Origin of the sequence: Candidatus Aramenus sp. CH1 (assembly GCA_022678445.1) — an archaeon.
Classification (GTDB): Archaea; Thermoproteota; Thermoprotei_A; order Sulfolobales; family Sulfolobaceae; genus Aramenus.
The window spans coordinates 1-25,734 of record JALBWU010000010.1; the positions used below are offsets into that span (position 1 = coordinate 1).

Sequence of the window (25,734 nt, forward strand, 5' to 3'; positions counted from 1 at the left end):
ATAAGCTTCACAGCGACGTCAACGGAGCGTTAAACATTGTAAAACTTGGAGTGAAGAAGATTGTTAACGCGTTGAAGAAGCCTTTTTCTTTTCTCTTCACATCACGGAGTAACTCCCATAAAGGGGAGTAACGCCTTAGACCTAGGCAGAACCCTCGCATGGCGGGGAGTAGGTCAGTTTGATTTACGTTTTTATTCCCAGTTGCCGTTACTTATTCTGTGGTAACTTTAAGATACTACAAGGGACTTCTGCTGTCTGACCACTACGCCCCTGGATTAAAGTGGAATGAGAAGTTCGACGCATATGTTTCCCTTGCCTATAAGTACAGGGAAGTGCTCAACTTCTTCAGGGAGGGAAACGTTGAAGTAGAGGACTCTGTCATGGACCCCTTGCCTTTTCCCTTCGTCGAGGACAAACTAACACTGAGGGAATACCAAGAGAGGGCTTTGGGCGCGTGGCTGAAGACTAAGCGCGGAGTTATAGTAATACCTACCGGAGGAGGGAAGACTGCCATTGCCATAAAGGCCATGACAAAGCTGAAGGTATCCACGTTAGTTGTGGTACCAACCCTTGAGTTAATAGACCAGTGGTACGAGAAGATCCTGACCTTTTTGGGTACAGAGCCAGGAAGGATAGGAGGGGGATACGACGAGTTAAAGGGGATAACGGTGATAACTTACGACTCAGCCTACACTAGAGCTGAGGAACTAGGAAACAAGTTCTACTTCGTAGTCTTTGACGAGGTACATCACCTCCCCTCAGAAGGGTACTCGCAGATAGCCGAACTAATGGCCTCTCCTTACAGGATGGGGCTCTCGGCTACCGTGGAGAGAGAGGACGGGAGGCACGTGGAGCTACCCAGACTGGTCGGTCCCGTTGTGTTTAGGTTAGCGCCTAAAGACCTCGTGGGGAAGTACATTGCCCCCTACGAGATAAAGAAAGTGTACGTGGAACTCACGGAGGATGAAAAGGAGAGGTACAAGGAGCTGAGGAAAAAGCTGAAGAAGTTCCTAGAGGAGAAAAAGATGAAACTAGACAGTCTGAGGGCATTTCACAGGCTCCTCTATATGAGCGCGAAGTCCAAGGAAGCAAGGGAGGCCCTCCTGGCGTGGCACGAGGCTTTGAGGCTAGCTGTGAACTCCAGGGCAAAGATAGAGAAGTTGAGGGAAATACTAAAGGAAAATCCAGACAAGAAGATCATAGTGTTTACCAGGGACGTGGAGATGTGTTACGCCGTCTCGAGGGAGTTCCTCATACCTGCAGTGACCTATGTTACGCCTAAGGACGAAAGGGAAGAGATCATGAGAAAGTTCAAGGAGAACAAGTATAGGGTAATAGCCGTGTCTAACGTCTTCGACGAGGGAGTGGACATACCAGACGCCGACATGGCAGTGGTGCTAGGAGGGTACGGGACTTCAAGGCAATTCATACAGAGGTTGGGAAGAATACTCAGGAAGAGTGGAAACAAAAGAGCTACCTTATTTGAGATAGTGACCAAGGGCACTTCTGACTACAACTTGAGCAAGAGGAGGTCCCGTGCTCCCGTATGAACTAGGAAGGTTTAAGGTAGTTGGAGACAAGGTGTTTCCCCTCTTCGCTACGGAGGAGGATAAGGACGTCGCAGAGGAAGTAATAGGACTGTTTACAGTAGGCAAGAAGTTCGGAGAGATCCAGGAAGAGGAAAAAATGCTGGAGAAGGCCTACTCGGGGAACTCAAACGAGATAAAGCTAGTCAGGGGACTCTTTAAACTCATGGCTAGGAAGGTCGCGCTTTCCGGCAAGTCCAACGTCGAACCCGTGCTGATTAGGAGGGATGCGTTCTCCAGGGGCCCTGCGTTAACGAAGGAGGAAAGGGAGAAAATACTAAGGGAGGTCTCCCAGAAACTAGGCGTCAACGCTGAGGAAAACTTGTACGCTGACCTAGACAGCGAAAAGGTAGTGTCCTCGGTGCAACAGACCTCCCCAATCCAGCTAATCAAGGAGTACAACCTCTCCCTACTGCAGACGCTCATGTTTAGGTGTTATAAGCTTACGGTTGAGGTCCAGGACAACTGGAAGGAAATAGCCAGGAGAATAAAGCTCCTGGGCCTAATGTACACAGCCTATAGCGACCCAGTGAGGATAGAGGTCGTCGGACCAGCGACGCTCCTAAAGCTAACCGAGAAGTACGGGAGGAACATGGCCGTGCTCTTGCCTTACATTGTGGCGTCAAAGGACTGGAAAATAAGCGCCGAGGTAGTGCTGGGAAAGAGGAAAAAGAGAGTGTACGCAATGGAAGTCTCCGACTTCCCCTTAATAGATTCAAACACCGCGTTGTACGAGAGCGAGTTCGACAGCTCACTAGAGGAGAAGTTCTTCAAGGACTTCGTGTCGTCAATAAGGGACTGGAAGCTCAGGAGGGAGCCATCTGCCCTGGTCGTCAAGGACAGACTCTTCATACCGGACTTCTCTGCGACAAAGGGCAACTTGGAGGTCTATATAGAGATAGTGGGCTTTTGGACCAAGAACTACGTGAGAGAGAAGCTAGAGAAGTTGAGAGAGGTGAAAGTCCCCATATTAGTTCTCCTCAATTCCGAGTTGGGCAAGGAGGACTTTAACGGCTTTGAGGTCATTAAGTTCAAGGGAAAGGTGAACGTCGCAGAGGTCTATAAGTGGCTCAAGGAATACGAGAGGAAGAACGCCAACTACAACGTGACCTTTACCTTGGACAAGGACGTGGTGTCCCTAGAGGAGATCTCAAAGTCGTTAAACGTACCGTTGTATGTGGTGAGGAAAAACGCCAAGCCCGTCATTGGGTACACGCTCCTCAGAAACTACTACGTTAAAAACGAACTACTAGAGAAGCTAAAAACGGAGGACTTCCAGGGCAGGAGGCTCAGCGATCTTATAAGCGAGTACGGGAGCTACATAGTGGAAGTCCTAGAGTACCTCGGCTATAGGCTTAAATGGCTCAACATTACAGATGCTATAGTGCAGAGATGATCAAAGGAGCTATCTTTGATTTAGACGGGACTTTGGTCTCCACTGCTGTAGCTCACAAAACCGCGTGGGAGCTAGCCCTAAAGGAGATGGGCATAGAGAGGGAAGTAAACCTTGACATGCTAATGGGAATGAGAACCTTAGAAATAGCTAAAATCCTAGCAAACGAGAGGTACATGGAACTCTACGAGAAAAAGAACAACCATTACAGGGAGTTAGTAAAGAGATTGGCTAGCCCCACTTGCTGTGCAGAGGAGATACTCTGGGAGCTAAGAAAAAGAGGAGTAAAGATTGCAGTAGTGACTTCGTCAATAAGATCGTCAGCCCAACTTTCCTTAAGCGTCCTTAACTTTAAGCCCGACCTCATCGTAGCAGGGGATGATGTTGAAAGGGGAAAGCCAGACCCCGAACCCGTCATTAAGGCACTAAAAGCCATGAATCTAAGTCCTAAGGAGGTCTTTGGAGTAGGCGATACATTGCAAGACGTAATAGCTTACTACAAGGCTAACATAGAACGAATATTTCTTGTTGTAAGCGAGTTAAACATAAACAGAGAAGAAGGTGTAAAGTATGGGGCAAAAATCATACAAACTTTATGCAAGTTAAGGGACTTAGTTAATACATCTTGACCACCCTCTCAACTTCTTAATCTCCTGTAGTTCACCCCATATTGGTAGTTCTTTCGTAAACTATTTCATGGCCCGTGTTTGACCCTCCGCAGATTTGTTAATTCAAGGCGGAAGTTCTTTGCCTTGAATGCATTTTTGAACATTTTTTGGTCAATACTAGCTATGTGCTTATCCATTTATGTTAGTTTTCAGGATAATACCAAAAACCTATTTTCTCTTTACGTAAATTAGATAAATAGTTTTTATACTTTTGCACTTTTCATAGACTAAGAATAAAATGAGTTTTAACATAATCTATCATTTGTTTTGCAGTTTAACGGACATGGAAAATTTTTATTACTTAGAAAAGGTAACACTTTGATTTCCTAATCAAAACGCTAGGTAAGTTTTCTCACAAAGTGCCCCCATATTGAGAGGTAAAAAGGTTCTCAGCTGGATTTACGGATATGGGGCTAGCACTTAACATCGAAAAGGAAACTAACTCAACGTCCAGTCACGAGTCTTTCATCGCCAGGCCAATTTTAGTACCTGCCTAAAATCCTTAATGCGCTAAGCATAAGCCTAAAGCTTTCGTCTAGGACCCTTTAATCTAATCGCTACTCCTGTTTTCTACTGTAGTAATACTATTACCGTGAATCCCTTGAAGCTTTGTCTTTAGACAATGTCATATTAAAGTCTCAACATATTCTACAGTTAGTATCATAAGTAGTACTTGAGTTGTTAACGTAAGGTTTATAACCCTTAAAGTTAACTATAATCTTGACCTAAAATGGCTGCCAAAGTAAAGTTCAAGTACAAGGGAGAGGAGAAGGAAGTAGAGATCTCCAAGATAAAGAAGGTCTGGAGAGTAGGGAAGATGATATCCTTCACCTATGACGACAACGGCAAGACCGGAAGGGGAGCAGTAAGCGAGAAGGACGCTCCAAAGGAGCTGTTGGAGAAGCTAGGCAAATAAATAAATATTCTTTCTTCTTTTTATTTATGCATTTCTTTCTTTTATTACAATTAAACCGTGTTAAAGTTTTTTCTTTTTTGTTTCCATGATAACAATCTTTATAAACTTACCCGCCAATTGGTAGTTAGGAAAAAGTGAGACAATGATTGGCGATCTTAACCCTTCGAATATAATAGTTTTGTTGATTGTAGCAGCTGTATTGTTTTTCGGAGCCTCTAAAATACCCGAGCTATTTAGGAACATGGGTAGAGCTGTCGGCGAATTTAAGAAGGGTAGGATTGAAGCTGAAATGGAGCTAAATCAGATGCAACAAACTACCCAAGTAACGCAACAGCCTCAAGTGATTCCAAGCAGTGCATCATCACAGAGCCACGTATCTCCTGAAGAGCTAGAGAAACAGATAAAGGATCTACAGAGCAAGCTCGAGCAATTAAAGAAGAACGGTTCTACGTCGTAACATCCCTTTTTGTTTTCATAAAGTCAAAAATTTTTGGGGTTTGCTATGATAGACAACATCTCAGACTTTCTAATTATCCTTGTTGTAGGTATACTGCTTCTGTCAGGCCAAAAGGACATAAGCGGCACTGTGAAAAACATTGGGAAGACCTTGAACCAATTGAAGAGGACACAGGAGCAGTTCAGGCAAGAGCTAGCTAGAGAAATCAACGGACTAGGAGACGTAGTAGAGGAGACAAAGAAGAGTGTGGTAACTGACGTCACACCAACGTACAGGAGGATTAACAAGATCTCTCCTCAGCCTATAACGACGCTCCCCAGCAACGGTAATAAGCAAGAAGACAAGATAAAGCAGATAGAGGACGAAATCAAGAGATTACAGATGGAGTTAGAAAGGTTGAAGCAAAATGGTAACAAGAACTGAACAAATAAAGGACCAAGAGAGGCCCCTGCTTGATCATCTAAGAGAGCTCGCTCTTAGGCTAAGAAGGGCACTAATCGTTCTCGCTGTTATCTTTGTCGTCCTGTTTGCTTTTGACTTCACTTTCGTAAAAGTCTACGGTTTTACGTTACCTGTCATCTACCCTAACCTCTTCCACAGTATCTCCTCTAGGCTCATTGTATTCTTTATACATCACGAACTACCTAAGGGTCTAGAGCTGATTAACATTAACCCGTTTGATACGATCTACGCTTCCGCATACATCTCCTTTTTCTTCGCTCTCCTCGTGTCCATCCCTGTAATATTCTACGAGCTTTGGGGCTTTATCGCCCCTGGGCTTTACGAGAACGAGAAAAAGGCGATAAAGAACTTCGTGCTCCCTTCGTTCGTGCTCTTTCTCGCAGGGTCCAGTTTCGCTTACTTCATTATCATACCCTTTATGATGAAGTTCATCGTTATATTCACCCAGTCACTAGGAGTTGAACCAACCTTAGGACTCAAATCCTTTATCAGTACTTTGGTCACCCTTATGCTAGCCACAGGACTGGCCTTTGAGTTCCCCCTTGTAATGATCTCCCTCACCTACGTTGGACTAGTTAAAGCTGAGACATGGCAAAGGAACTGGAGATGGGGGGTTATGGGATCTTTCATAATAGCATGGATGATTTCCCCTGGCACTACAGGCGGAATTATTGAGACGACCATAGGCGTCATACTGTCGACGCTGTTCTTTATAGGAGTAGGGGTATCTAAAGCGGTGGAGAGGAGGAGAAATCAAAATATTAATCGGGTGAGTTAACACTTAAATCATGAAAGTTATTAAAAGAGATGGGAGCGAGGAAGATCTAATATACGAGAAAATAGTGGTCAGCGTCCTGAAGACCGGGGCCCCCATCTCAGTCTCGAGGAAAATAGCAATAATTGTCATAGGTAAGCTCTACGATGAGGACAGGAAAGAAGTAACGACAAAGGAACTTGCCTCCATGATCCTTAGCCTCCTTAAGAAGGAGAACGAGGAGTGGTTTAGAAACTGGATAGTCTACGATAGAGTAGCTAAAAGGAGGGAAACCGAGAAAGAGCTCTAATTACTTCCACGTCCCCTTCACTACCCATACGGGCTCCTCTTGTACCTCCAACTCCTTTGGCTCTACCTTGAGTTCCTCGAGTAGTTTCTCGTTAACCTTAACCCCAATTCCGGGAGCGTCAGAGACGGAAACATGTCCGTTGCCTACCGTTATTGAGTTGTAGATGAGATCCCTCTTCCACTGGGGGAACCAGTCGTAAAATGACTCCATTAGCAGTAGGGTAGGAGTTGCTGCGCTTAGCTGTACGGTAACGGCATACTGTATTGGCCCAAAAGCGTTGTGGTACGCTACTTCCACGTCAAAGGCCTCCGCCAAAGCGATAACCTTCCTCGCAATAGTTACGCCCCCAATGTTAGTTATATCAGGCTGTAGGACGTCTACTAGCCTCTCTCTCACGTAAAACGCTGTCTCCTTTAAGCTCAACAACCTTTCGCCCAGCGCCACCCTAGATGAGGTAGCTGAGCGATATCTCTTTAACCCTTCCACGTCCTCGTGGTGCACTGGTTCCTCCATGAATAACGGCCTGTACTTTTCAAGGGCCTTCGCTATCATGATTGCTGAGTCGGCGTTAAATCTGCCGTGGTGCTCTATCATAATCTCCCTCTCCTTCCCTATTGCCTCTCTGACAGACTTGACCCTCTCCTCTGCGTCCCTCAGCCCCTTAAAGTCAATCCAGTTGTAGTACCTGCCAAACGGGTCGAACTTCATGGAGCTGTAACCCATCTTGACTACTTCCTTTGCCTTTTCAGCGAAGTCCTGTGGGGAGACGCAATCCAAATACCAGCCGTTGGCGTATATAGGAATCCTTTCTCTTACCTTCCCGCCGAGGAGTTTGTAAATGGGAGCTCCCAGCTCTTTACCCATGATGTCCCACGATGCTATGTCAATTGCGCTAAACGCCGTTACTGACTCAAAGGACCTCGAGTAGTAGAAGTCCTGCTTGTACCACTCTTCGTAATTCCTCTCCACATCTTCTACCTCTTTTCCCACGAATGCCTTACTGACTTGCCTTACTGCGCTGTAGACCGGTAAAACTCTAAGCGTCGGAACTGCTTCTCCAAAGCCAACCTCTCCCTTTGTAGTGACTACCTTTACTATAATCGAAGTTGAGGCCCAAGTGGCGCTCCCCTTTTCCTTGTGTGTTACAACTATGGGCTCGATCTCTGAGATTTTCATATTACTATTTTTAACGGTACCAATATAAACCTTCAGAGCTTGCCTTAGAGACGTGATTTAAAGCTAAATACCCTGAAAGGAAAGACATAATGGATGATGAGCTTTCAGGCTAGTGAGAAGTGATCAGAGGTGCAAACTCTGAAAATCACCAGTCGAAGGGGCAACTGTTTCCGTCCTTAAGCGTCTTTTTCCTCGCCAAGCTGCAAAGGGGACAGAGGTTTATTACCTCGTCCTCTTTGACTATCTTCTCGGCCGTAATCCTCACGGCCTCAACGAACTCCTCGTCCTGTTGAAGTTTAAATATCAAGTCCGAGTTTCCCCTCTTCCCTTTTATGTAATAGTTTACCTCTGCAGTGGTTATACCCAGGAAGGAGGCTATTTGTGTCTGTGGCACTTTCCTCCTATAGAGCTCTATAACTATCATTGCCTTTATCGCTGGGATTACACTTCTACTTACCACTTCACAAGGTGCAATAACTTTCTTCAAGGTTAAAATTACTTAGCATTAACAGTATTAAAGATTATTTTAGATAAAACTAAAACTTTAGTTATACCAACAGTTTTAAACCAAATACCTCATCCTCGCTAAACTTAAGATAAAAACCCAATCTTTTCCCTATTTTGATCATGGGTATGTTGTCCGGGAGCGTGTAGAACTTTACTTTCTCCATTTTTAGCCTCTTTGCTTCCTTTATTATGCTCTCTACTAGTTTGGTCCCTATCCCATTTCGTCTATACGCTGGGGATACCACCAGCGAAAACTCTCCGTCGTCGTAAAGGGATATCTCCCCCACCACTTCACCGTCTAGCCTTGCAATGAGCATGACTAGGGCCCTCTTGATTATTAACTCCTTTACCTCCTCTTTCGAGACCTTCCTAAACGAGAAAAACCTCATGTAGAGGTCGTCTGGACTGAGGGAGTTATAGAGCTTGTATACCTCCTCCACGTCGTCTGGAGTAGCTTTGGATATTCTTAACTTGGAGATCACTTTTGCTTCCCTATGACGTGAAGCTTTATGAAGTTAGTCCTTCCCTCCTCTAACTTGGGGTCTCCGCCAACCACTACTATTTCATCACCCTCGTTTACGTAGTCCCTAGAGCACTCCTCCGCAAGCTGGGTTACTTCGTCTAGGCCCTTTGCCTCCCTTACGTGTACTGGAAGGACGCCCCAACAGAGCCTCAAGCGCCTTACAAGCTTCTGGTTAGGGCAAAGCCCAAGGATCACGCTCTTTGGCCTCAGTCTTGATATCCTTATCACGGATATTCCGCTCCTGCTGTGGACTGCAATAACTTTAGCCTTGGATAGCTCTGCCACGTTAATAGCTGCAAAGGCAATAGCGTCGTCGCTACTACTCAAGGGCGACGGCCTAGTGACCTTGACCCTTTTCTCCACTGAGACAATAATGTCGTGGAGGTACTTCACCGCCTCCAATGGGTAGTTACCTATGGCCGTCTCGTCGCTCAGCATTATGGAGTCTACTCCTTGATAGACGGAGTTAGACACGTCTATTACCTCAGCCCTAGTAGGGATTGGATTGGTAACCATCGACTCCAGTACTTGTGTTGCCAGTATTACCGGCTTTCCGTAGAGTTTGGACGTCCTCACTATCTTCCTCTGGATAAAGGGCAAGTTCTCCAGCCCTATTTCTACACCTAGGTCCCCTCTTGCCACCATTATTCCGTCACTGGCCTTTACTATCTCCCTCAAGTCTGCAAGGGCGTTTTTCTTCTCTATTTTCGCAATTATCCAAGTGTCTCCTCCAGCTAAGTCCCTGGCCTTCTGTACATCTGCGTGGCTTATCACAAAGGAAAGGCCAACGTAGTCGGCACCCAGGTTCAACGCCTCCTTCAGCAGTTCTAGGTCCCTACTGGTAATTCCCTCTGACAGTGAGATGTCTGGGACATTTATGCCCTTCTTCGAAGTTATTATACCACCTTCTAGAACTACTCCCTCAACCTTGTCCCTCTCTACCGAGGTCACCTTCACCTTGACGTTTCCGTCAGCTATGAGAACGAGGGTACCCGGCTTGACCCCCCGGTAAAACAGTGGATCCTCTACCGGTATACCTTTATTCTGCGAAAAAGTTACCTTCTCTCCGGGCTTTACCTCAATCCTTCCCTCAATCTGGCCTACCCGGATCTTTGGACCAGGGAGGTCAACCAAAATAGAGGAGTCCTTTGCGTAGTCGTGGATTAGGTCAAAGTACTTCCTGCGGCTCTCCTCGTCTCCGTGGGCGAAATTTATCCTAAAAACGTTAACGTATTTGGAGAGCTCCTTTACTTTTCCCTCGCTAGAGGGCCCAAGGGTTGCGACAATTTTCGTCTTCCGCATTTAAGAATATGTGGAAACTTGATTTATATTTTCACAAGCCTCCCTCTCTCCCTGCTCGCACGCCTTCTTCATTAGCTCCTTTGCCTTCTTCTCCTCGAACCTCGCGTAGACTTGAGACAACTTTAGCAGTATCTTTCCGTAGGTAAGCTCTGGGAGGAGCTTGTCTAGCTGGTCCTTCTTCCCCCTGGCTATAAGTGCGTTGATGGCTATATCCACGAACTCGCTGTCCTTCTTTGCCGAGTCGTAGCACTTTATTACCCTCTTTACGTTGCCACATGCGGAAATGTCGAATATCTTACCAATCGAGTCCAGCACGCTTACGACAGCGTTGCAATTGGCAGCGTCTATTATGTTGCATATGACCCAGTTCGCCTCCTTTATGTTGCTTGAATTAACGGCCTTTTCTATTACCTCGATACCTTCCTTCACGTGACCGTTTATTATTAATTCCTTAGCGTAAGTGAGGCTCTTAAATAACTGCCTAGTTTCGCTCGCCATTAATATCATTATCCACTCCCCAGATTAAATACATTTCATCAAAATTAGTTTGAACCGCTAAAGTCCACTAGCCTCGATATAAACCCTAAGGAATTTTCCCTTCCTAATACTAGATCTGTTGCCTTTTTACCCATAGCTGGGGCGTAGCTCCACCCTAACCTGCACGCCCCTGTGGCTACAACAACTTTTCCCCTTTTACCTATGATGGGGAACCCGTCTGGCGAGCAAGGCCTAAATCCCATGTTCAAGTCGTAGACGTAATCAACGTCGACTATCCTCTTTGCCTTCTCTAGGAACATCTGAGCTCTGGTGGAGTCGTAGGAGAAGTCTGCGTCGAATCCCCCAGTTATTTTAACGTGGTCAGAAAGGGGTGATATTGCTACTCCCTCGTCTGCTATGACTACGGCATTCTTAAACCTGGAGGTCCCTTTAACCCTGTAACCATACCCCTTGAACGCTGTCAAAGGAATCTTGAGGAACTTGGTTGTCCACACGCCAGTTGCCAGCACAACGGAATCGAACTCCTTGAGCTCCTCCAGCGAGTTAACTTCCCTTTTTACTACCTTCGCCTTGTTTAGTTCCCTTGTTATCCTCTCTACGAACTTCTCCGTGGAAAGCCTTGAGAGCTCTGGAAAGTAAATTGCCCCCGCGAAGCCCTCCATTTCGACGACCTCGAACTTTGCGTGGAACGGGCTCCTCTTTTCTTCCTCTATTGCCCTCTCTAGGCTGTTCTTCCCGTAATGGGCCTCGTAGAGGCCGTCTTCGTAGTAGTCAAAGTCGTTTTTCTCCTCACTTTTGGCCTTGTAGAAGGATAGGGAGAACTTGGCCATTTCCCTTACCGTGTCCCACGCCTCTTGTGGCGGTTTCACGTTAAGTTCCCTCAGGAGCGCAAACAGCCAGTCCCTGTTAACGGACTTAATTACCGTGTCCTTCTTGACAACGTAGTTCAGCATTTTCACTATCATCCCAGTGGTGTTTATCCTGTCAAATCTGTAGGGTTCAATGAGTCCTGCAGCGTGAATCGAGTAACTTCCGAGTTCAGCCTTTTCGAAGAGCGTCACGTCAACGCCTTCTTGTTGGAGAAAATAGGACGTGAGTAGACCTACAATTCCCCCTCCGACCACTGCAACTTTCAAACACCTAGCACCTTCAATATACGTTGTGCCATTTTCTTTATATTACTTTCCTTTGTTAAAAGTTCATTTATATAGTTTAGATTATTTGAAATATCTTCTTTAGTTAGAAATCCTAGATTTACGAGTACTACTGCCTTCTGCCACGCCTTGATCCTGATGCTGGGTTTTGGGCTCCTCATAAAAGAGATGTACCTCTCCCTGTCACCTTTCTGGAACACTCCCTCCTTGACGAGGACCGGAAAGACGTTCCAAGCCCTCTTCCTTATAGTGGGATAGTAGCTCTTGAGGAGTTTCCAGAAGTGCTCCCTCTCCTTTATCAAGTCGTCCTTAGTCACTATTTCCAGGTTGAGCAGGTCATAATAGTGCGACCACGCCTCTATTTTCACCTTGTCAGATTTAGCTGACAACGTCTTTTTAAGGCCCTCAATGTAAAGCAACTTATACACTGCTAAGTGCTTCCACGCGTCCTCCCTAACGCTCTTCAGCCTGTGCCAGAGGAGGGATCTTAGGTACAGCTTGTACCTAGCCAAGTAGGATATGTCGTATTCGGCTATCTTCTCCACTTCTTCCCAAGACCTTTGCCTAACCTTCTCGTCAGGATCTCTCAGCCCATCTAATATCTTCCTAATTCTCGACAACTCACCCACCTGAGGCCGTTAATATAATCTTGAGCTCGTCTCCGTTCCTGAGGAAATCGTCCTCCACGATGGGGACGTCATTTCTCAGCACAACCACTCCTTGGACGTTGTAACCAAGGCTTTTTACTAGATCCTTCACCCTCGAGTTCTCCGGCAGGTCTACTAGAACTTCCCTCTTCTCCCTTACCAGTAATACCTTGACCTTCATAAAATTTCACTCTTAAGGCGTTTTAAGCTAAGGTATCGTTCCCTAGCTTTTTAATTTACCGCTTATTTCCCTTAACCTTTCCACGTCCTTAATAGCCCTCTCTAACGACTGCTCGATTGAGGAGTAAAGGGAGATTCCGTCGCCAAAGGCGCAGTAAGCTGGTTCCTCTAATCTAAACTTCCCGCATATCCTGGTCTTGCCCACGTGCTTAATGGAGACTGCCAAGAAAGGTTGATAAAGGTAGCCCTTTCCATTATCTAGCTCAAACTCCCCCTTGTATCCTCCTCTCAGTACGCTAAATAACGTTATGAACGCGGAGAGGTCGACGAACTCAGAGTATGGCTTTACAGGAAAACTGAGGGAACCTACGCTTACCTTCTCCCCTGTGACCTTGGCGTCGAGCTCTAGGCAGTTGACGAGGTCCCCGGCCTCGTAACTGAAGACGTTCCAGTCGACGTCGGAGCTGACAAGCGAGAACTCGTCCACGACCGTTACCGTATAACCCTTTAGCTTTGACCAGTCGACCTTAGAGAGTTCTAAGTTGTACTCCCTTTCCTCGAGAGAACCGTCGAGGAGTGCATGTGTGAGCCTTGAGAGGTTCTCATCTTCTAAGTCCACCTTCAGAATCCTGAACTCTCCGAAACCGAAGCCAAAGTTATACGTCAATAAGTACCCGTCAAGGAACGCGTACTTATAGCCCTTTCTCACAGCCTCCGTCAGCTTCCCTAAGGCTTCAACGTTAGTATCTCGAGACTTCCTTACCTCCACTCCCTTGGCTTTGATCAACACGTCTATTCCTCTGTCCAAGAGGAAGAAGTCCTTACCAATGTAGAACCTAAACCCGTCTGAAGCTCCGTTACCACAGACCTTCATTTTACATATAAGACATCGCCCTATACTTAGCCATTAATAAGGTTTTTTCGTAGCAGTTTAACGCGTCGTCCGCTACCTTGTCCCACCTAAAGTGGCTGTCAACTCTTCTAATAGCGTTCTGCCTCACTTTAGACCAGAACTTTGTGTCGTTTACCTTGACCAACCTAACTGCGGTAAGGTAGGCTGGGTCGTTGTTCTCCTCGGCTAGTGAGAGGTAGAGAGAGTCCTTTATGGCCCTGGCCAGGTAGTCTATACTGCCCTCGTCTACCAAAAAGCCAGTTCCCTCGGTGCTCCACCTCACGTCCTGGACGCTCTCTGAGAGGCCCCCGACCGAGGTAGCGACAACAGGAGCCCCCACAGACATAGCCTCAACTGCGTTTATGCCAAAGGGCTCCCACCTAGATGGGACAGCGAAGACGGATGAGGCATAATGGAACAGCTTGTACACGTTGAAGTCCAACCTACCTAAGATCAGCCTTACGTTGTCCCTGAGCTCTGAGGCCCTGTCTATGAGGTCTTGTAGGAGACCGTAGTCCCCTGCAGGTATCCCAAGGACTACCAACCTCGCGTTGTGTATCTCGTCCACTACCTGCCTAAAAGCCCTAAGTAGGATGTCAACTCCCTTCTGGTAAACTATCCTCCCGGTGAAGAGGACTAGGGGGCCTTGGCCTAGGCCCTCGTAAGTCCAGTCGTCGTTTATCCCAATCCTCCTCCTGTTGTTCCACAGCATCGAACCTGTGGAGAAGTCCTCTGGGACTGACTTTAAGCTGGTCAAGTATTTAAAGAGCCTCTCCCTGGCCTTGTGCCTCTCGCTCTCCCCAAAAAGCGAAATTGCGTAGTTTACAACTTCCTCTACCTTCCAGTCTGTGCCGTTGTAAGTTACACATCCCTTGTTCTCCATGAAGCTACTAACAAAAGGTAACACCTCCGAGGATAAGTAGTTCTTGCTAACGCTCGCTATAGTGTCCGCCTCGTAACACCCGAACCTCTCTATCTTTCCCTCGCACTTGTCCCACAAGTCCCTAGTCTTGTACAAGACGTGCCTGGAGACCATCCAGACGTAGTGGCCGTAGTTTTCGAGACCAGCCCAGTCCTCAGACGCGTAGTGCCACGGAGCCCCCACCTTATTAAGCAAGTGGACGGTGTACATTACCGGTACTACTATCCTCCTCTCCTCGAAGGAGAGCTTCGCCTTCACCCCTGGGAGAACCGAGTGCCAATCGTTTATGTGTATGAGGGAAGGCACATCCTCGAAACCGAGGTGAGAAATGTAGGTCTCAATTGCCCTAGTCATGAGGGCTGACTTTTCCATGGCGTAGTCGTATACTCCCCAGCTGTCCATGAGTTTCCCGGTCTCGTAGTCCAACCCCTTCACCATTAGCACCTTGACGCCTTCAATCTCTCCCTTTTCAAAGCCAAGTCTGTAGCCGTAGTAGTTCCCATCCACGCCTCTCCTGGCTCCGTATGATACTAAGGACAGGGGCTGTAGCTTCAGCCTCTGACGGTAGTACTCGTTCAAGTGCCTCCCATGACTGGGCATAATGACCGTTACGTCTATGCCCCTCTGCACTAGGGCCTTGCTCAAGTTAAAGACAGCGTTGCCCAGACCCCCCATAGAGGCTATTCCCTGTAGCTCAAAGGAGAACATCCAGACTTTGTCTACCTTTTCCGGCAACCAGAGGGACTCAATCCTTTTCATGCCCAAGCCACTCTTTCAAGTACTTCTCGCTATCCTTTAGGCTCTCGTCCCTTTTAATTATTTCATAGAATTCCTTTACGTTCCAGGCTACGTCCACCCTTTTGCCGTCCTTAACGAAGAAGAAAGGTTCGTTGTTCACCTTAAGCTCTTTCAGTTCGTCAAAGAGAAACGAGTTTACGGCGTAGAACTCGTTAAGGAAAGCGTCAACTGGAGAAGAGTACGAACTAAAGTAGGAGTGGACTTCCCCTGGGCCCCCTCCTCCAGTGAACAAGTAGTAGTAGTTGTCGCTGGTCGTGAAATACCTCCATGCCTTTAGGTAGTTCCCGCCCAGCTCCCTCGATGGCATTTCCGCCCTCCTCACAGCCTCGTCGTAAGCCCACTGCATCAAGTTTCCTAACCAAGAACTCTCGTCCTTGTTTATGTCCGCCCACGAGGAAGTAGACGTTATGTCGACCTCGTCGTACACGTCGTTGAGCACTTCTCTGGGCATCACCATTTTCACCCCCCTCCTGTTGAGTTCCCTGGGCAACCATCTTAGGAAGTCTAGAATACCGCTTTCGGGCCAGTGGTGTTCTCCAAAGGTCTCGTAGTCGACAAAGACTGTAACCACTTCCCCTAGAGAGTCCCTCACCCACGTAGCAAACTTCTCAGCAGTTAAAGGGTATTGGTCCCAGTTCCTGCTAGAGAACCTAAAGGCTATGTCGTCGCTCAGCCTGAAGTTCCTGAACAAAAGGGATATCTTACCGCCCTTTAGCCTGTACACGAAGTTTGGGCTCCTGCCGTTTAAGGTAGTCTCCTTTCCCTCGAGCACGTATCCCTTGAACCCCATCCTTTCCGCCTCTTGCACTATGTCCTTCCTCGTCAATAGCTCTGTGTTCTCAAAGACTACAGGTTCCTGTTTAAAGTATTCCCTTATCAAGGAAGTGTGAGCCTTGACCTGCTCCTTCCACTCGTATTTGTCCTTCCAAAGCGACGTGACTGAATGATAGTAGGTCTGGGCAAGGAATTCCACCTTTTTGGTGGACGCCAGGAGCTGTAACAGTTCAATTACCTCTTTTCCCCACCTCTCCGCTTGTTCGATAAAAGTCCCAGAAATCGAGAAGAAGAACTTTACGTCCTTACCCTCGTTCTCCCCGTTCTCTATTTCCTCGAGGATGATGTTGGTAGCAGGTATATAGCACTTTTTCTTGACCCTCTCGAAGATCTCCCTGTTTAGCTTGCTGTCAAAGTACTTTTCCGTGGGGTCTCCGGTGAATCTGGGGTTCCAAAAGGCGTCCTTCCTCACCCTGAAGGGCTGGTGTACTTCAAATCCAAGGGCAATTCTCTGTGTCATAAACTCTTATATGATTAATTATAAATAAAATTACATGGATTGGAGACCAGAGGACATTAAAGTTGTAGTCCCAATAGGTGGAGAGGCTACAAGGCTAAGGCCACTTACCATAGAGACGTCGAAGGCCACAGTAAGGCTATTGAATAGACCCCTACTAGAGTTCCCCATACTTGAGTTGGCGAAACAGGGAGTAAAGGAGTTCATCTTCGGCGTCAGGGGCTACATAAACTACAAGTCGTTGTTCGACACGTTCAAGGAGGGAATTGGGTTCTCCGCTAGGTATAAGATAAAGCCCAGGGTGCACTTCAAGTACCAACCTAGGGTAGACAGCGTAGGTAACGCAGACTCCTTGAGGATAAACATGGAGTACTACAGGGTCGAGGACATAACCTTGGTGATACAAGGGGACAACATCTTCAGGATAGACCTCAAAAAGCTAATTAACTTCCACCTTAGCAAGGGAGCAATGATGACCATAGCGCTGAAGAAGTGGGACAACGTGGAGGATTTCGGCGTTGCAGACGTAGCTGGGGACATGAGGATAAGGAGGTTCGTGGAGAAGCCCAAAAAAGAAGAGGCACCCTCCAACCTAATAAACACTGGCATTTACGTCCTCTCTCCAAAGATCCGAGAGGTATTTGAAAACGACGACATGAGGGAAATGCTGAAGCTGGGGAAGATGGACTTCGGGAAAGACGTTATACCGTACTTGATAGAGAAGGGGTACTCAGTCTACGGCTTCGAAATGGAGGACGTGTGGTTTGACGTCGGAACTCCGGATAGGTACTTAGACGCCATGGAGACCCTCTTGGCGACCTTGCCCGACAACGAGATAGGAGGTAAGAGGATAGACCAAGATAAGAGGATATTCGTCCAAGGCTCTAGCCCAGACTCCATTAGGAGGAGGAATATAATCATCAGCAAGTACAAGAAGGGCAGGCTGGACATTCAGGGAAACGCGTTAATAGGTCGCCACTGCCAGATAGGTAACGAGATATTCATACAGAACTCCACCATAGACAACTTCTCCATCGTGGAGAACAACGTGAAGATAATAAGGAGCGCTGTAATGGACAGGGTATACATAGGTAGGAATGTGGTTATTCAAAATTCCATAATAGGCAGACATGCAGAGATTAAGAGCGGTTCGAAGATAATAGATAGTGTCATTGGGGACGACGTCTCCATTGGAGAGGGAAGCGAGATCATTAGGTCCAAGATTTACCCGCACAGGGTTATAAACGCCGGTAGCAAGATCCACGACACAATTTTAACATAAGTAACAGAGTTAACATAAAGTAATAGGAACATGAGGTTCGCTACCCTTGGCAACGGGAGGTTGCTGGTAAACCTTGACGAGATAGGGAGGATCGTCGACCTTTATTACCCTTACGTAGGAATGGAAAACCAGACCTCGGGAAACCCAGTCAGGGAAGCCTTGTGGGGTAACGAAAGGCTAATCCTTGACGAGCAGTGGAAGACAAACGTAGAGTACATGGACGACGTTAACATAGTCGAGGTCAATAGCAAGGTAGATCCCTTAGGGCTGTCGATAAACAGCTACAGCTTCGTAGATCCCTCTGAGCCGATCTACTTCTCTATCATAAAGGTGTTGAACAACGGCAACAATAAGGCTAGGTTTAAGCTGTTTTATTACCACGACTTCAACATCTACTCTAACCCCTTTGGGGACACCGCGTTTTACGACCCGTATACGTTCTCTTTGGTGCACTACAAGTCCAAGAGGTACATTGCGGTAAAGTTGTTTACAACTGGGACTGCGGAACCCGACTTCTCCACATCAAAGGACAATCTCATCGATGACATGAAGGACGGAAAGCTTGGCAAGAACTCAATAACCCACGGGAACGTCCAGTCAGCTATGGGGATCGAGGGAGAAGTCGACCCAGGCTCCTTTACTAAGCTCTACTACGTAATCGTAGCTGACAGGACACTAGAGGGCGTCAGGAACGCTATAAGTAAGGTCACGCCAGCGCAGATAGAGTCCAAGTTCGTCTCCACTTACATGTTCTGGAAGAGCTGGCTGAACAAGGGGGGCAAGGGAGAGGAAGACCTCCTAAAGCTGTACAACGTGAGTCTGATAGTCATTAAAAACCACATGGACATCAACGGCTCCTTCATAGCCTCCTCCGACTACTCCTTTGTAAATTTGTACGGCGACTCCTACCAGTACTGTTGGCCGAGGGACTGCGCATACGCTGCCTACGCTTTGGACATCTCGGGCTACGGGGAACTGGCTGTGAGGCACTTCAACTTTATAAAGGACTTGGCCAACGACGAGGGGTTCTTGTACCACAAGTACAACCCCAACAAGACCTTGGCCAGCTCCTGGCACCCCTGGCTCTACAACGGCAAGAGGATATATCCCATACAGGAGGACGAAACGGCCCTAGAGGTGTGGGCAATAGGTAACCACTACGAGAGGTATAAGGACCTCGACGAGCTCGTTGAAATATACAAGAAGTTCGTTAAGCCCGCCTTACACTTCATGATCAGATTTACGGAGGACGGGCTTCCTAAGCCTTCATTTGACCTCTGGGAGGAGAGGTTCGGCATACACATTTATACCGTAGCAACCGTCTACGGTGGGCTCATAAAGGGCTCCGTCTTGGCCAGGGACATGGGAGATGAATCCCTGAGTGACGATGCTAAGGACGTGGCAAAGGTAATGGCTGAGCAGACAAAGAAGAGAATGGTCAAAAACAACGTGCTTGTGAGGAGGATAGACGAGTACGGAAACCTCGACACTACAATAGATGCAAGCATGTACGCACCGTACTTCTTTGGCATGTACAGCCCAAGAGACCCAGTAGTGGTAAACACGATGAAGGCAATCCAACAAACGTTGACCGTGAACGGCGGGATAATAAGGTACGAGAACGACTACTACCAGAGGAGGGATACCCAGCCAAACCCGTGGATAATAACCACGTTATGGCTTTCTGAGTATTACTCGGACATAGGCGACCTCAACAACGCAAAGAAGCTCATAGACTGGGTAAAGGGGAGGGCCACTCCCTCTGGCCTACTACCAGAACAAGTCCACCCAGTGACTCTAGAGTCCACTTCGGTAATACCTCTGGTCTGGTCGCACGCCGAGTATATAATTAGTTTAAATAAATACTTGAACAATAAAAGGTAAAGCAGATGATTAGCCCAGAGGAGTGCGAGGAGAGGGAGTGGATAATCCCAAACGGGGTCGGGGGTTACGCTTCTTCCACCATATGCGGTATTAACGCCAGGACGTACCACGGCTACCTTGTCGTCCCCCTCAACCCTCCTCACAAGAGGTACCTTCTGCTTTCCAAGTTCGAGGACTTCTTTCTCCTCGACGGCAAGGAGTACCCAATGAGCACTAACAGGTACAACTTTGACGTATATTACCCCCAGGGTTATAAGTACATAACTAGGACGACGTTCGGGGAAAACTTCGTCACGTGGGTCTACGACTTTGACGGCAACGAGGCGAGAAAAACCCTCGTTGTCAATAGGGGCTCAGACTCGGTAACTGTTGAGTACTCCTCCGATTCGGGGAAGTTTAGGATATGCCCGCTGGTGACGTTTAGGAGCCACCACTTAGCGTTGAAGAGCAGGCCCGGGTTCTTTTCCTACGCGGTTTCGGGGAATAAAATAACGATATTCCTAAACGAAAGGCTGATCCTCAACTTCGAGATATCTAGCGTCTATAAGGTTGAGAGAACTGAGTACTGGTACTACAACTTCTTTTACAAGCTCGACTACGAGAGGGGAAGCAACTACTTGGAGGACTTGTACAATCCATTTTGCATTACCACTGAAAACAGCGAAGTAACGATAGATGCCTACATGACTTCCTTGAAGAAGTGCGGTTTGGTTCACTTGAAGAGGGATATAGCTAAGCTACTAGCCTCCAGCAGTAAGAATTTTGTGGTCAAGGGGAAGGAGTGGGCTATAATTGCGGGCTACCACTGGTTCGACGAGTGGGGTAGGGACACCTTTGTTTCCCTCGAAGGAGTGCTTCTGCTCAACGGCGAGTACAATATAGCCAAGGAGATCATCTTGAGGTATCTTTCCTACGAAGAGAAGGGGTTACTGCCAAATAACTTCCTCCACAACGGCGAACCTCAGTACAAGGGAGTTGACGTGTCCCTCTGGGCTATAAACGCCATATACAAGTACTACCAATACACAAAGGACAAGGAACTAGCCAAGAAGGTGTTTCCCAAGGTACTCGACATAGTTGACTGGTATTGGAAAGGCAACGGCATCGTGATAAACAGGGGCGGCCTAGTGTTTCACTACGGGGCCCCTAGGACGTGGATGGACGCCCAGTTCGACGGCACGGTAGTGACGCCCAGAGAAGGGGCTGCAGTGGAGGTAAACGCCTTGTGGTACAACGCGTTAATGATAACCGCCAAACTGGCAGACGAGATAGGATATAAAGGAGACGAGTTTAAGGAAAAAGCGATGAAGGTAAAGTCGAGCTTCTTAGAGCATTTCGTCGGCAACTACGGCCTCTACGACTTTATCGACCACGACATGAAGCCTGACGAGAAAGTAAGGCCTAATCAGATCTTCGCGATTTCCTTGCCTTTCCCCGTTATAGACAACCCTAACACTGCTAAGGGCGTCCTGAAAATAGTGGAAGAAGAACTGCTAAGGCCATATGGGCTCAGCACTTTATCTAGGAACGACCCCTCTTACATACCATATTACAGGGGGGGCAGGGCAAGTAGGGATTTGGCATACCACAACGGGCCAATATGGCCGTGGCTAATAGGAGCATACGTAGACGCAAAGCTCAGGTTTGAGGACAACGTCATAGAGCTAAAGGGGTTGCTTAACAAGCTGAGGCCATTGCTTGACGTAGCGGAGAAAAACAACGGCTACATTCAAGAACTATTCGAGGACATCCCGCCCTATAAGCCTGGAGGTTGCTTAGCACAAGCTTGGAGCGTAGCTGAAGTGTACAAGGCGGTTAACAAGATAATTCAGTTCACATGAGGAAAAAAGAAAGACTAGACACTTTACTTCTTCCTCTGGTCCACGAACACTTGTAGCTTGTACCCTGTCCAGATTGTCTTCCCTGGCTCCACCCACTCTATTTCTACGTCGTCCGGTTGTAGCCCTATCCTGTTTGCCAGGATTTCCCTAGCCTTAGCGTCGTAGTCCTTGTCTACGCTGGTCTTGTAAGTTTCTATCCTTATCTTTAACTTTTCCATTTCGTTGGCGTAGACGAATATGTTAAACATTCCAGTGGTGTCAGGTATCTCGTTAACGGCGTCCTCAACGTAAATGGGAAGCAACAACTTCCCCTTAACCTTGAACATCCACTCTACCCTACCCGGTATGGGCTCTGTGAACTTCATGTGCGTAATACCAAACTGTGGGTCTGGATCAGTGGTGAACTCGTTCTTGACGTAGTCCCCAAGGCTGTACCTAATCAGGGGCATCGTGAAGTGGTTAAGCAGGGTAGCGATCAGTTCTCCCCTCTCCCCCTCGCTCGCCGGTTCGTCTGTCTTAGGGTCTACTATGTCGAAGATCTCCATGTCCTCCCACACTACTAGCTGGCCGTCTAGGCCAGGGACTTCTACTGCCATGTGGCCGTCAGTTGTACCCCAGACGCTTATGGCTAGCTTGGCGTTGGGGTGCACTTGGAACAGTTTCTCTTTAGTGTTCTTTGCAGCAGCTCCGCCGTGAAGCAGGAGGACTTTAAACGGAGTCTCCCAGCCCTCCTTCTTAGCCTCTTCCCCTATAAGCCTGTGTAACCAAGGGGTCGTTGCTAAAACATCAACTTTCCAGAGTCTAAAGATCAAGTTGTGTCTGCTCTTCCAGCTGAAGTACGTCTCTCCTCCTCCTGCAATCGCCGTGGCCCCGCACCTCCAAATAGCAGCCTCAACTACTGGGGGTCCCCAGCTGTAAAAACCGCTCATGTTCAAGTAGTTGGCGTATACGGTGGTCGGCTTCACTCCAGCGAAGGTCCATAAGTACCTAGCTTGGGCCTCCTCGAAGTAGTCCAGCTCCAGTGCGCCCCAACCCTGGAAGGTAGGCATCCCTGTGGAGCCAGAGGTAGCGCCCACGAATCTAATCCTCCTGGCCAGCTCCGGAACCATTATCGACCCAAAGGGCGGGTTCGCGGACAGGTCGTTCCTGAGGTCGTCCTTCCTCAGGATGGGGATCTTTACGACGTCCCTCCAGTCCTTTATTACTTCAGGGTCGAAGCCCTTTGACTTCCAGAACTTCCTATAGAACTCCGAGTTTTCCCAAGCCCACTTAACTATCCTCTTGAGCCTCTGGGTCTTCAGCTTGTCCAGCTCTTCCCTCTTCATTGTCATTACTTTCCTGTTCCACAGCTTCTCTGAGGGGTCTGGCATCGTCGTTGTTATGAAGCCCTCTCTCCTTAGCTCCTCGTGTACCGACTGGTAGAAACTTAAAACTGAGGACATGAATCTAATATTGCTTAAACTACTTAAAAACTTTAAGAGTACTTGTAGAAGCCCTCTCCTGCCTTCCTTCCTAGCTTCCCCTTTCTCACCATCTCGTCCAAGAGCTCATTTGGCTTGTACGCCTCGTAGCCCTTGGAGTAGATATCCCTTAGCTCCTCAACTATCCTGTCTAACCCTATGTTGTCTGCCATTTCCAATAGGCCCTGCGGGAAGTTGAAGCCGTACTTCATTACTGTATCTATCTCCTGGGCGTTCACTATCTTGTTCTGGATGAGCCACGCAGCCTCGTTCACAGCCAACGACAGCAACCTAGACTCTCTAACCGGCGAGTCAGCAGGTAAGGATGGCTTTACGTACTTGCTTCCCGGATACTCGTAGAAGCCCTTCCCGGTCTTAACGCCCAGCTGCTTTGCCTCTACCTTTTCCCTAAACATGTTACACTTAACGTCGCTAGCACTCCTCCCCACTATCACCTTCCACAAGTCTAGGGCGACGTCTAGGCCCACGTAGTCGGAAAGCTCAAACACCCCCATGGGCAACTTTAACTTGTTCCTAGCTGTGCTGTCTACCTGCTGTATTGTAGCCTCACCGCTCTCAACCTCCCTACAAGCCTCTTGCATGAGCCTCAAGTAGATCCTGTTTGACACAAAGCCGGGGACCTCTACCCTTAGCCTCACCGGTATCTTGTTCATCTGCCTAGCTATCTCGACGACCTTGTTGGTGGTCTCCTCTGAGGTGTACTTGCTCGGTATTACCTCCACAAGCTTCATAATGGGCGGTGGGTTGAAGAAATGCATCCCAATCACCTTGTCCTTCCTGTTGGTCGCCTCTGCTATGTCGGAGATGGGGATGGAACTAGTGTTGGTCGCCAGTATAGCGTGCTGAGGGGCTATCCTGTCCAGCTCCTGGAAGACCTTCCTCTTGAGGTCCATGTTTTCTGGTACAGCCTCTATAGCTAGGTCTATGTCCTTAGCGACGTCGTAGGACACCGACATGGTCACCTTGGACATTACAGCCTCTGGAGTCTCCTTTATTGTGCCCCTCTCGTATAGCCTCCTAAGTGAGTCCGTCATCCTCTCCTTAGCCCTGTTGAGTATGTCCCACGATATGTCCACTAGCTTTACCTCAAAGCCAGAGATCGCCGCTACTTCTGCTATTCCGTGGCCCATTGTCCCAGAGCCAACAACTAAGACCTTCATTTCGGGGTCTGTTTAATAAAGAATAAACTTGATTAAATAATTTATACTCGACGGCATTACTTCATTATGTGAAGGCTGCAGTTCTTTTCAAATACAACGAGCCGTTAAAGGTAGTTGACAACGTCAAGATATCCCAGCCAAAGGCAGGGGAAGTAAAAATAAAGGTGGTAACTACTGGGCTCTGCCACTCGGACGTAAACGTGTTTGAGGGCAAGACCCCTGTGCCGCCTCCCGTTGTGGCGGGACACGAGATAGCGGGAATAGTGGAGGAAGTAGGAGAAGGGGTTACCAGGGTTAAGCCCAGGGACAGGGTAGTCTCAGCTTTCATACACCCCTGCGGCAAGTGCAGGAACTGTGCGTCCGGCAAGGAGAACTTGTGCGAGACGTTTTCGCAGGCGAGGCTAAAGGGCACTATGCCCGACGGCACTACGAGGCTGTCGCTGGACGGCCAAGAGATAAGGACGTTCTTGGGAGGGGGGTTCGCAGAATACGCCATAGTTGGGGAAAACGCCCTAGCTGTAGTGCCCCCAGAGATGGACTTGGAGAAGGTAGCTGTCCTAGGATGTGCTGGGCTTACTGGGTATGGGGCTGTGAACTCGGCCAGGATCGAGCCCGGAGAGACTGTGGCGGTAGTAGGGGTTGGAGGAGTTGGGCTCTCTGTAGTCCAGATGCTCAAGGCATCTGGAGCAGGAAGGATCATAGCACTTGGCACCAAGAAGTGGAAGCTCCAGAGGGCCATGGAACTAGGGGCTACTGACGTGGTGAACACAGAGGAGGTCGACCCCGTGAAGGTAGTTAAGGAGATTACGAACGGAGGAGCTGACGTGGTCATAGAGGCTGGCGGTAACGAAAAGACTGTACAGATGGCGCTTGACTTGGTGAGGATTGGGGGAAGAGTTGTACTTGTTGGCCTTCCACCAGCTAACGCCATGATACCAGTAAGGATCGCGTCCATAGTGAGGAACGGCGTTACGATCATTGGGAACTACGGCGGTAGACCAAGGGTAGACATGCCCAGGCTACTGGAGATGGTAAGGCTAGGGAAGTACGACCCAACAAAGCTGATTACGGGCAAGTACAAATTGGAGGAAATAAACGAAGCGGTTAAGCTATTGGAACAAGGAGAGGCCATAAGGAGCTTAATAGTGATGAAGTAGCTCACCACACGGATAGGTCGGCAGTCACAAGTCCTAGAGCTCTAGCAACGTCCCTCAACGAGATAACCCCTATTATTTTTCCCCCTTCGACTACAGCCAAGTGCCTAATCTTCCTGCTCGTCATGATGAGCGCTGCGTCACTGACATCAGTTGTTGAGTCTACAGTAACCAAGTTTGAGCTCATAATGGACGACACTCTCTTCGTAAGGGGGACTCCGTCTGCTATAGCATACACCACGTCCCTCTCCGTGACTATTCCCCTGGCCACACCGTCCATGAGGACTAGCAATGAGCCAACTGACTCCTTTTTCATTAACCTACACGCATCGACTATTGAGCTATTCCCATCTATCGTGATGGGGGCCCTTGTGACAAGATCCTTTATTATCATTTTTGTCATTAGAGATACTTACGTTGAATTGCATTAAATAGTTTACGTAAAACCTCATCATCTAGCGTCGTTCAACTTCAGTTACTTGTTCATTATTCAAAA

The 25,734-nt window shown here is 47.9% G+C and carries 26 protein-coding genes; 12 read left to right on the forward strand and 14 right to left on the reverse strand.

The window, feature by feature from the left end:
- The first annotated feature begins 218 nt into the window (after nt 1-218).
- The 8 genes from MPF33_08955 (at nt 219) to MPF33_08990 (ending at nt 6,546) form a co-directional block, all read left to right on the forward strand.
- Nucleotides 219-1,550 carry a DEAD/DEAH box helicase gene (locus MPF33_08955; GenBank protein MCI2415350.1) on the forward strand — a complete coding sequence of 444 codons (1,332 nt, stop codon included), beginning with the start codon at nt 219-221 and terminating at the stop codon, nt 1,548-1,550.
- Nucleotides 1,537-2,982 (forward strand): DUF790 family protein, encoded by a 1,446-nt coding sequence (locus MPF33_08960; protein ID MCI2415351.1) that lies wholly within the window; start codon nt 1,537-1,539, stop codon nt 2,980-2,982. The genes MPF33_08955 and MPF33_08960 overlap by 14 nt, the downstream gene beginning before the upstream one ends.
- A complete protein-coding gene (locus tag MPF33_08965; protein ID MCI2415352.1) occupies nt 2,946-3,608 on the forward strand; it encodes an HAD family phosphatase in 663 nt (220 codons plus the stop codon). Before MPF33_08960 ends, MPF33_08965 begins: the two co-directional genes overlap by 37 nt.
- Before the next feature lie 769 nt (nt 3,609-4,377).
- Entirely contained in the window at nt 4,378-4,563 is a 186-nt protein-coding gene (locus MPF33_08970; protein MCI2415353.1) for a DNA-binding protein, read from the forward strand.
- A 142-nt stretch (nt 4,564-4,705) separates the two neighbouring features.
- Nucleotides 4,706-5,020, forward strand: coding sequence for a twin-arginine translocase TatA/TatE family subunit (locus MPF33_08975; GenBank protein ID MCI2415354.1), 315 nt, complete (start codon nt 4,706-4,708; stop codon nt 5,018-5,020).
- Nucleotides 5,021-5,065: 45 nt separating this feature from the next.
- On the forward strand, nt 5,066-5,443 hold the full coding sequence (locus MPF33_08980) for a translocase (GenBank protein ID MCI2415355.1): 378 nt from the start codon (nt 5,066-5,068) through the stop codon (nt 5,441-5,443).
- Entirely contained in the window at nt 5,427-6,260 is an 834-nt protein-coding gene (gene tatC / locus MPF33_08985; protein ID MCI2415356.1) for a twin-arginine translocase subunit TatC, read from the forward strand. The genes MPF33_08980 and tatC overlap by 17 nt, the downstream gene beginning before the upstream one ends.
- 10 nt (nt 6,261-6,270) lie before the next feature.
- Nucleotides 6,271-6,546 (forward strand): ATP cone domain-containing protein, encoded by a 276-nt coding sequence (locus tag MPF33_08990; protein MCI2415357.1) that lies wholly within the window; start codon nt 6,271-6,273, stop codon nt 6,544-6,546.
- Here the strand turns inward: MPF33_08990 and MPF33_08995 are convergent, their stop codons facing one another.
- The 11 genes from MPF33_08995 to MPF33_09045 all read right to left on the reverse strand — a co-directional run bounded on the left by MPF33_08995 (nt 6,547) and on the right by MPF33_09045 (nt 16,439).
- Complete coding sequence (locus tag MPF33_08995; GenBank protein ID MCI2415358.1) at nt 6,547-7,722, reverse strand: mandelate racemase/muconate lactonizing enzyme family protein; 1,176 nt, start codon at nt 7,720-7,722, stop codon at nt 6,547-6,549.
- 145 nt (nt 7,723-7,867) lie between these two features.
- Nucleotides 7,868-8,209 carry a transcriptional regulator gene (locus tag MPF33_09000; protein ID MCI2415359.1) on the reverse strand — a complete coding sequence of 114 codons (342 nt, stop codon included), beginning with the start codon at nt 8,207-8,209 and terminating at the stop codon, nt 7,868-7,870.
- Between the two features lie 61 nt (nt 8,210-8,270).
- Nucleotides 8,271-8,711, reverse strand: coding sequence for a GNAT family N-acetyltransferase (locus MPF33_09005; protein MCI2415360.1), 441 nt, complete (start codon nt 8,709-8,711; stop codon nt 8,271-8,273).
- The gene (pyk, locus tag MPF33_09010; protein MCI2415361.1) at nt 8,708-10,054 is read right to left on the reverse strand and encodes a pyruvate kinase; all 1,347 of its coding nucleotides are present in this window, start codon (nt 10,052-10,054) and stop codon (nt 8,708-8,710) included. Before pyk ends, MPF33_09005 begins: the two co-directional genes overlap by 4 nt.
- A complete protein-coding gene (locus tag MPF33_09015; protein MCI2415362.1) occupies nt 10,055-10,552 on the reverse strand; it encodes a DUF1955 domain-containing protein in 498 nt (165 codons plus the stop codon).
- Between the two features lie 44 nt (nt 10,553-10,596).
- Complete coding sequence (locus MPF33_09020; GenBank protein MCI2415363.1) at nt 10,597-11,688, reverse strand: FAD-binding oxidoreductase; 1,092 nt, start codon at nt 11,686-11,688, stop codon at nt 10,597-10,599.
- Entirely contained in the window at nt 11,685-12,326 is a 642-nt protein-coding gene (locus MPF33_09025) for a hypothetical protein (protein MCI2415364.1), read from the reverse strand. The genes MPF33_09020 and MPF33_09025 overlap by 4 nt, the downstream gene beginning before the upstream one ends.
- Nucleotide 12,327: 1 nt before the next feature.
- Nucleotides 12,328-12,534, reverse strand: coding sequence for a MoaD/ThiS family protein (locus tag MPF33_09030; GenBank protein ID MCI2415365.1), 207 nt, complete (start codon nt 12,532-12,534; stop codon nt 12,328-12,330).
- A gap of 42 nt (nt 12,535-12,576) precedes the next feature.
- Entirely contained in the window at nt 12,577-13,407 is an 831-nt protein-coding gene (locus tag MPF33_09035; GenBank protein ID MCI2415366.1) for a hypothetical protein, read from the reverse strand.
- 1 nt (nt 13,408) lies between these two features.
- Nucleotides 13,409-15,106: a glycosyltransferase gene (locus tag MPF33_09040; protein ID MCI2415367.1), complete on the reverse strand. Its 1,698-nt coding sequence runs from the start codon at nt 15,104-15,106 to the stop codon at nt 13,409-13,411.
- Nucleotides 15,093-16,439 carry a glycoside hydrolase family 57 protein gene (locus tag MPF33_09045; protein MCI2415368.1) on the reverse strand — a complete coding sequence of 449 codons (1,347 nt, stop codon included), beginning with the start codon at nt 16,437-16,439 and terminating at the stop codon, nt 15,093-15,095. The genes MPF33_09040 and MPF33_09045 overlap by 14 nt, the downstream gene beginning before the upstream one ends.
- Nucleotides 16,440-16,473: 34 nt before the next feature.
- Here MPF33_09045 and MPF33_09050 point away from each other — a divergent pair, with 34 nt between their 5' ends.
- Genes MPF33_09050 through MPF33_09060 form a run of 3 tightly spaced genes read left to right on the forward strand, consistent with a single transcriptional unit; the run spans nt 16,474 to nt 21,443 of the window.
- A complete protein-coding gene (locus MPF33_09050) occupies nt 16,474-17,718 on the forward strand; it encodes an NDP-sugar synthase (GenBank protein MCI2415369.1) in 1,245 nt (414 codons plus the stop codon).
- Nucleotides 17,719-17,748: 30 nt separating this feature from the next.
- Nucleotides 17,749-19,602, forward strand: a complete 1,854-nt coding sequence (locus tag MPF33_09055) for a glycoside hydrolase family 15 protein (protein MCI2415370.1) — start codon at nt 17,749-17,751, stop codon at nt 19,600-19,602.
- Nucleotides 19,603-19,607: 5 nt separating this feature from the next.
- Nucleotides 19,608-21,443, forward strand: a complete 1,836-nt coding sequence (locus MPF33_09060) for a glycogen debranching enzyme N-terminal domain-containing protein (protein MCI2415371.1) — start codon at nt 19,608-19,610, stop codon at nt 21,441-21,443.
- Between the two features lie 23 nt (nt 21,444-21,466).
- On the opposite strand, the gene MPF33_09065 is transcribed toward MPF33_09060, so the two are convergent.
- Both MPF33_09065 and MPF33_09070 read right to left on the reverse strand, forming a co-directional pair.
- On the reverse strand, nt 21,467-22,885 hold the full coding sequence (locus MPF33_09065) for a phenylacetate--CoA ligase family protein (protein MCI2415372.1): 1,419 nt from the start codon (nt 22,883-22,885) through the stop codon (nt 21,467-21,469).
- Between the two features lie 32 nt (nt 22,886-22,917).
- Entirely contained in the window at nt 22,918-24,084 is a 1,167-nt protein-coding gene (locus MPF33_09070; GenBank protein ID MCI2415373.1) for a 3-hydroxyacyl-CoA dehydrogenase, read from the reverse strand.
- Between the two features lie 68 nt (nt 24,085-24,152).
- Between MPF33_09070 and MPF33_09075 the strand changes: the two genes are divergently transcribed.
- Nucleotides 24,153-25,241 carry a succinate-semialdehyde dehydrogenase gene (locus MPF33_09075; protein ID MCI2415374.1) on the forward strand — a complete coding sequence of 363 codons (1,089 nt, stop codon included), beginning with the start codon at nt 24,153-24,155 and terminating at the stop codon, nt 25,239-25,241.
- Between the two features lies 1 nt (nt 25,242).
- On the opposite strand, the gene MPF33_09080 is transcribed toward MPF33_09075, so the two are convergent.
- Nucleotides 25,243-25,632, reverse strand: coding sequence for a CBS domain-containing protein (locus tag MPF33_09080; GenBank protein MCI2415375.1), 390 nt, complete (start codon nt 25,630-25,632; stop codon nt 25,243-25,245).
- Nucleotides 25,633-25,734 lie beyond the last annotated feature (102 nt).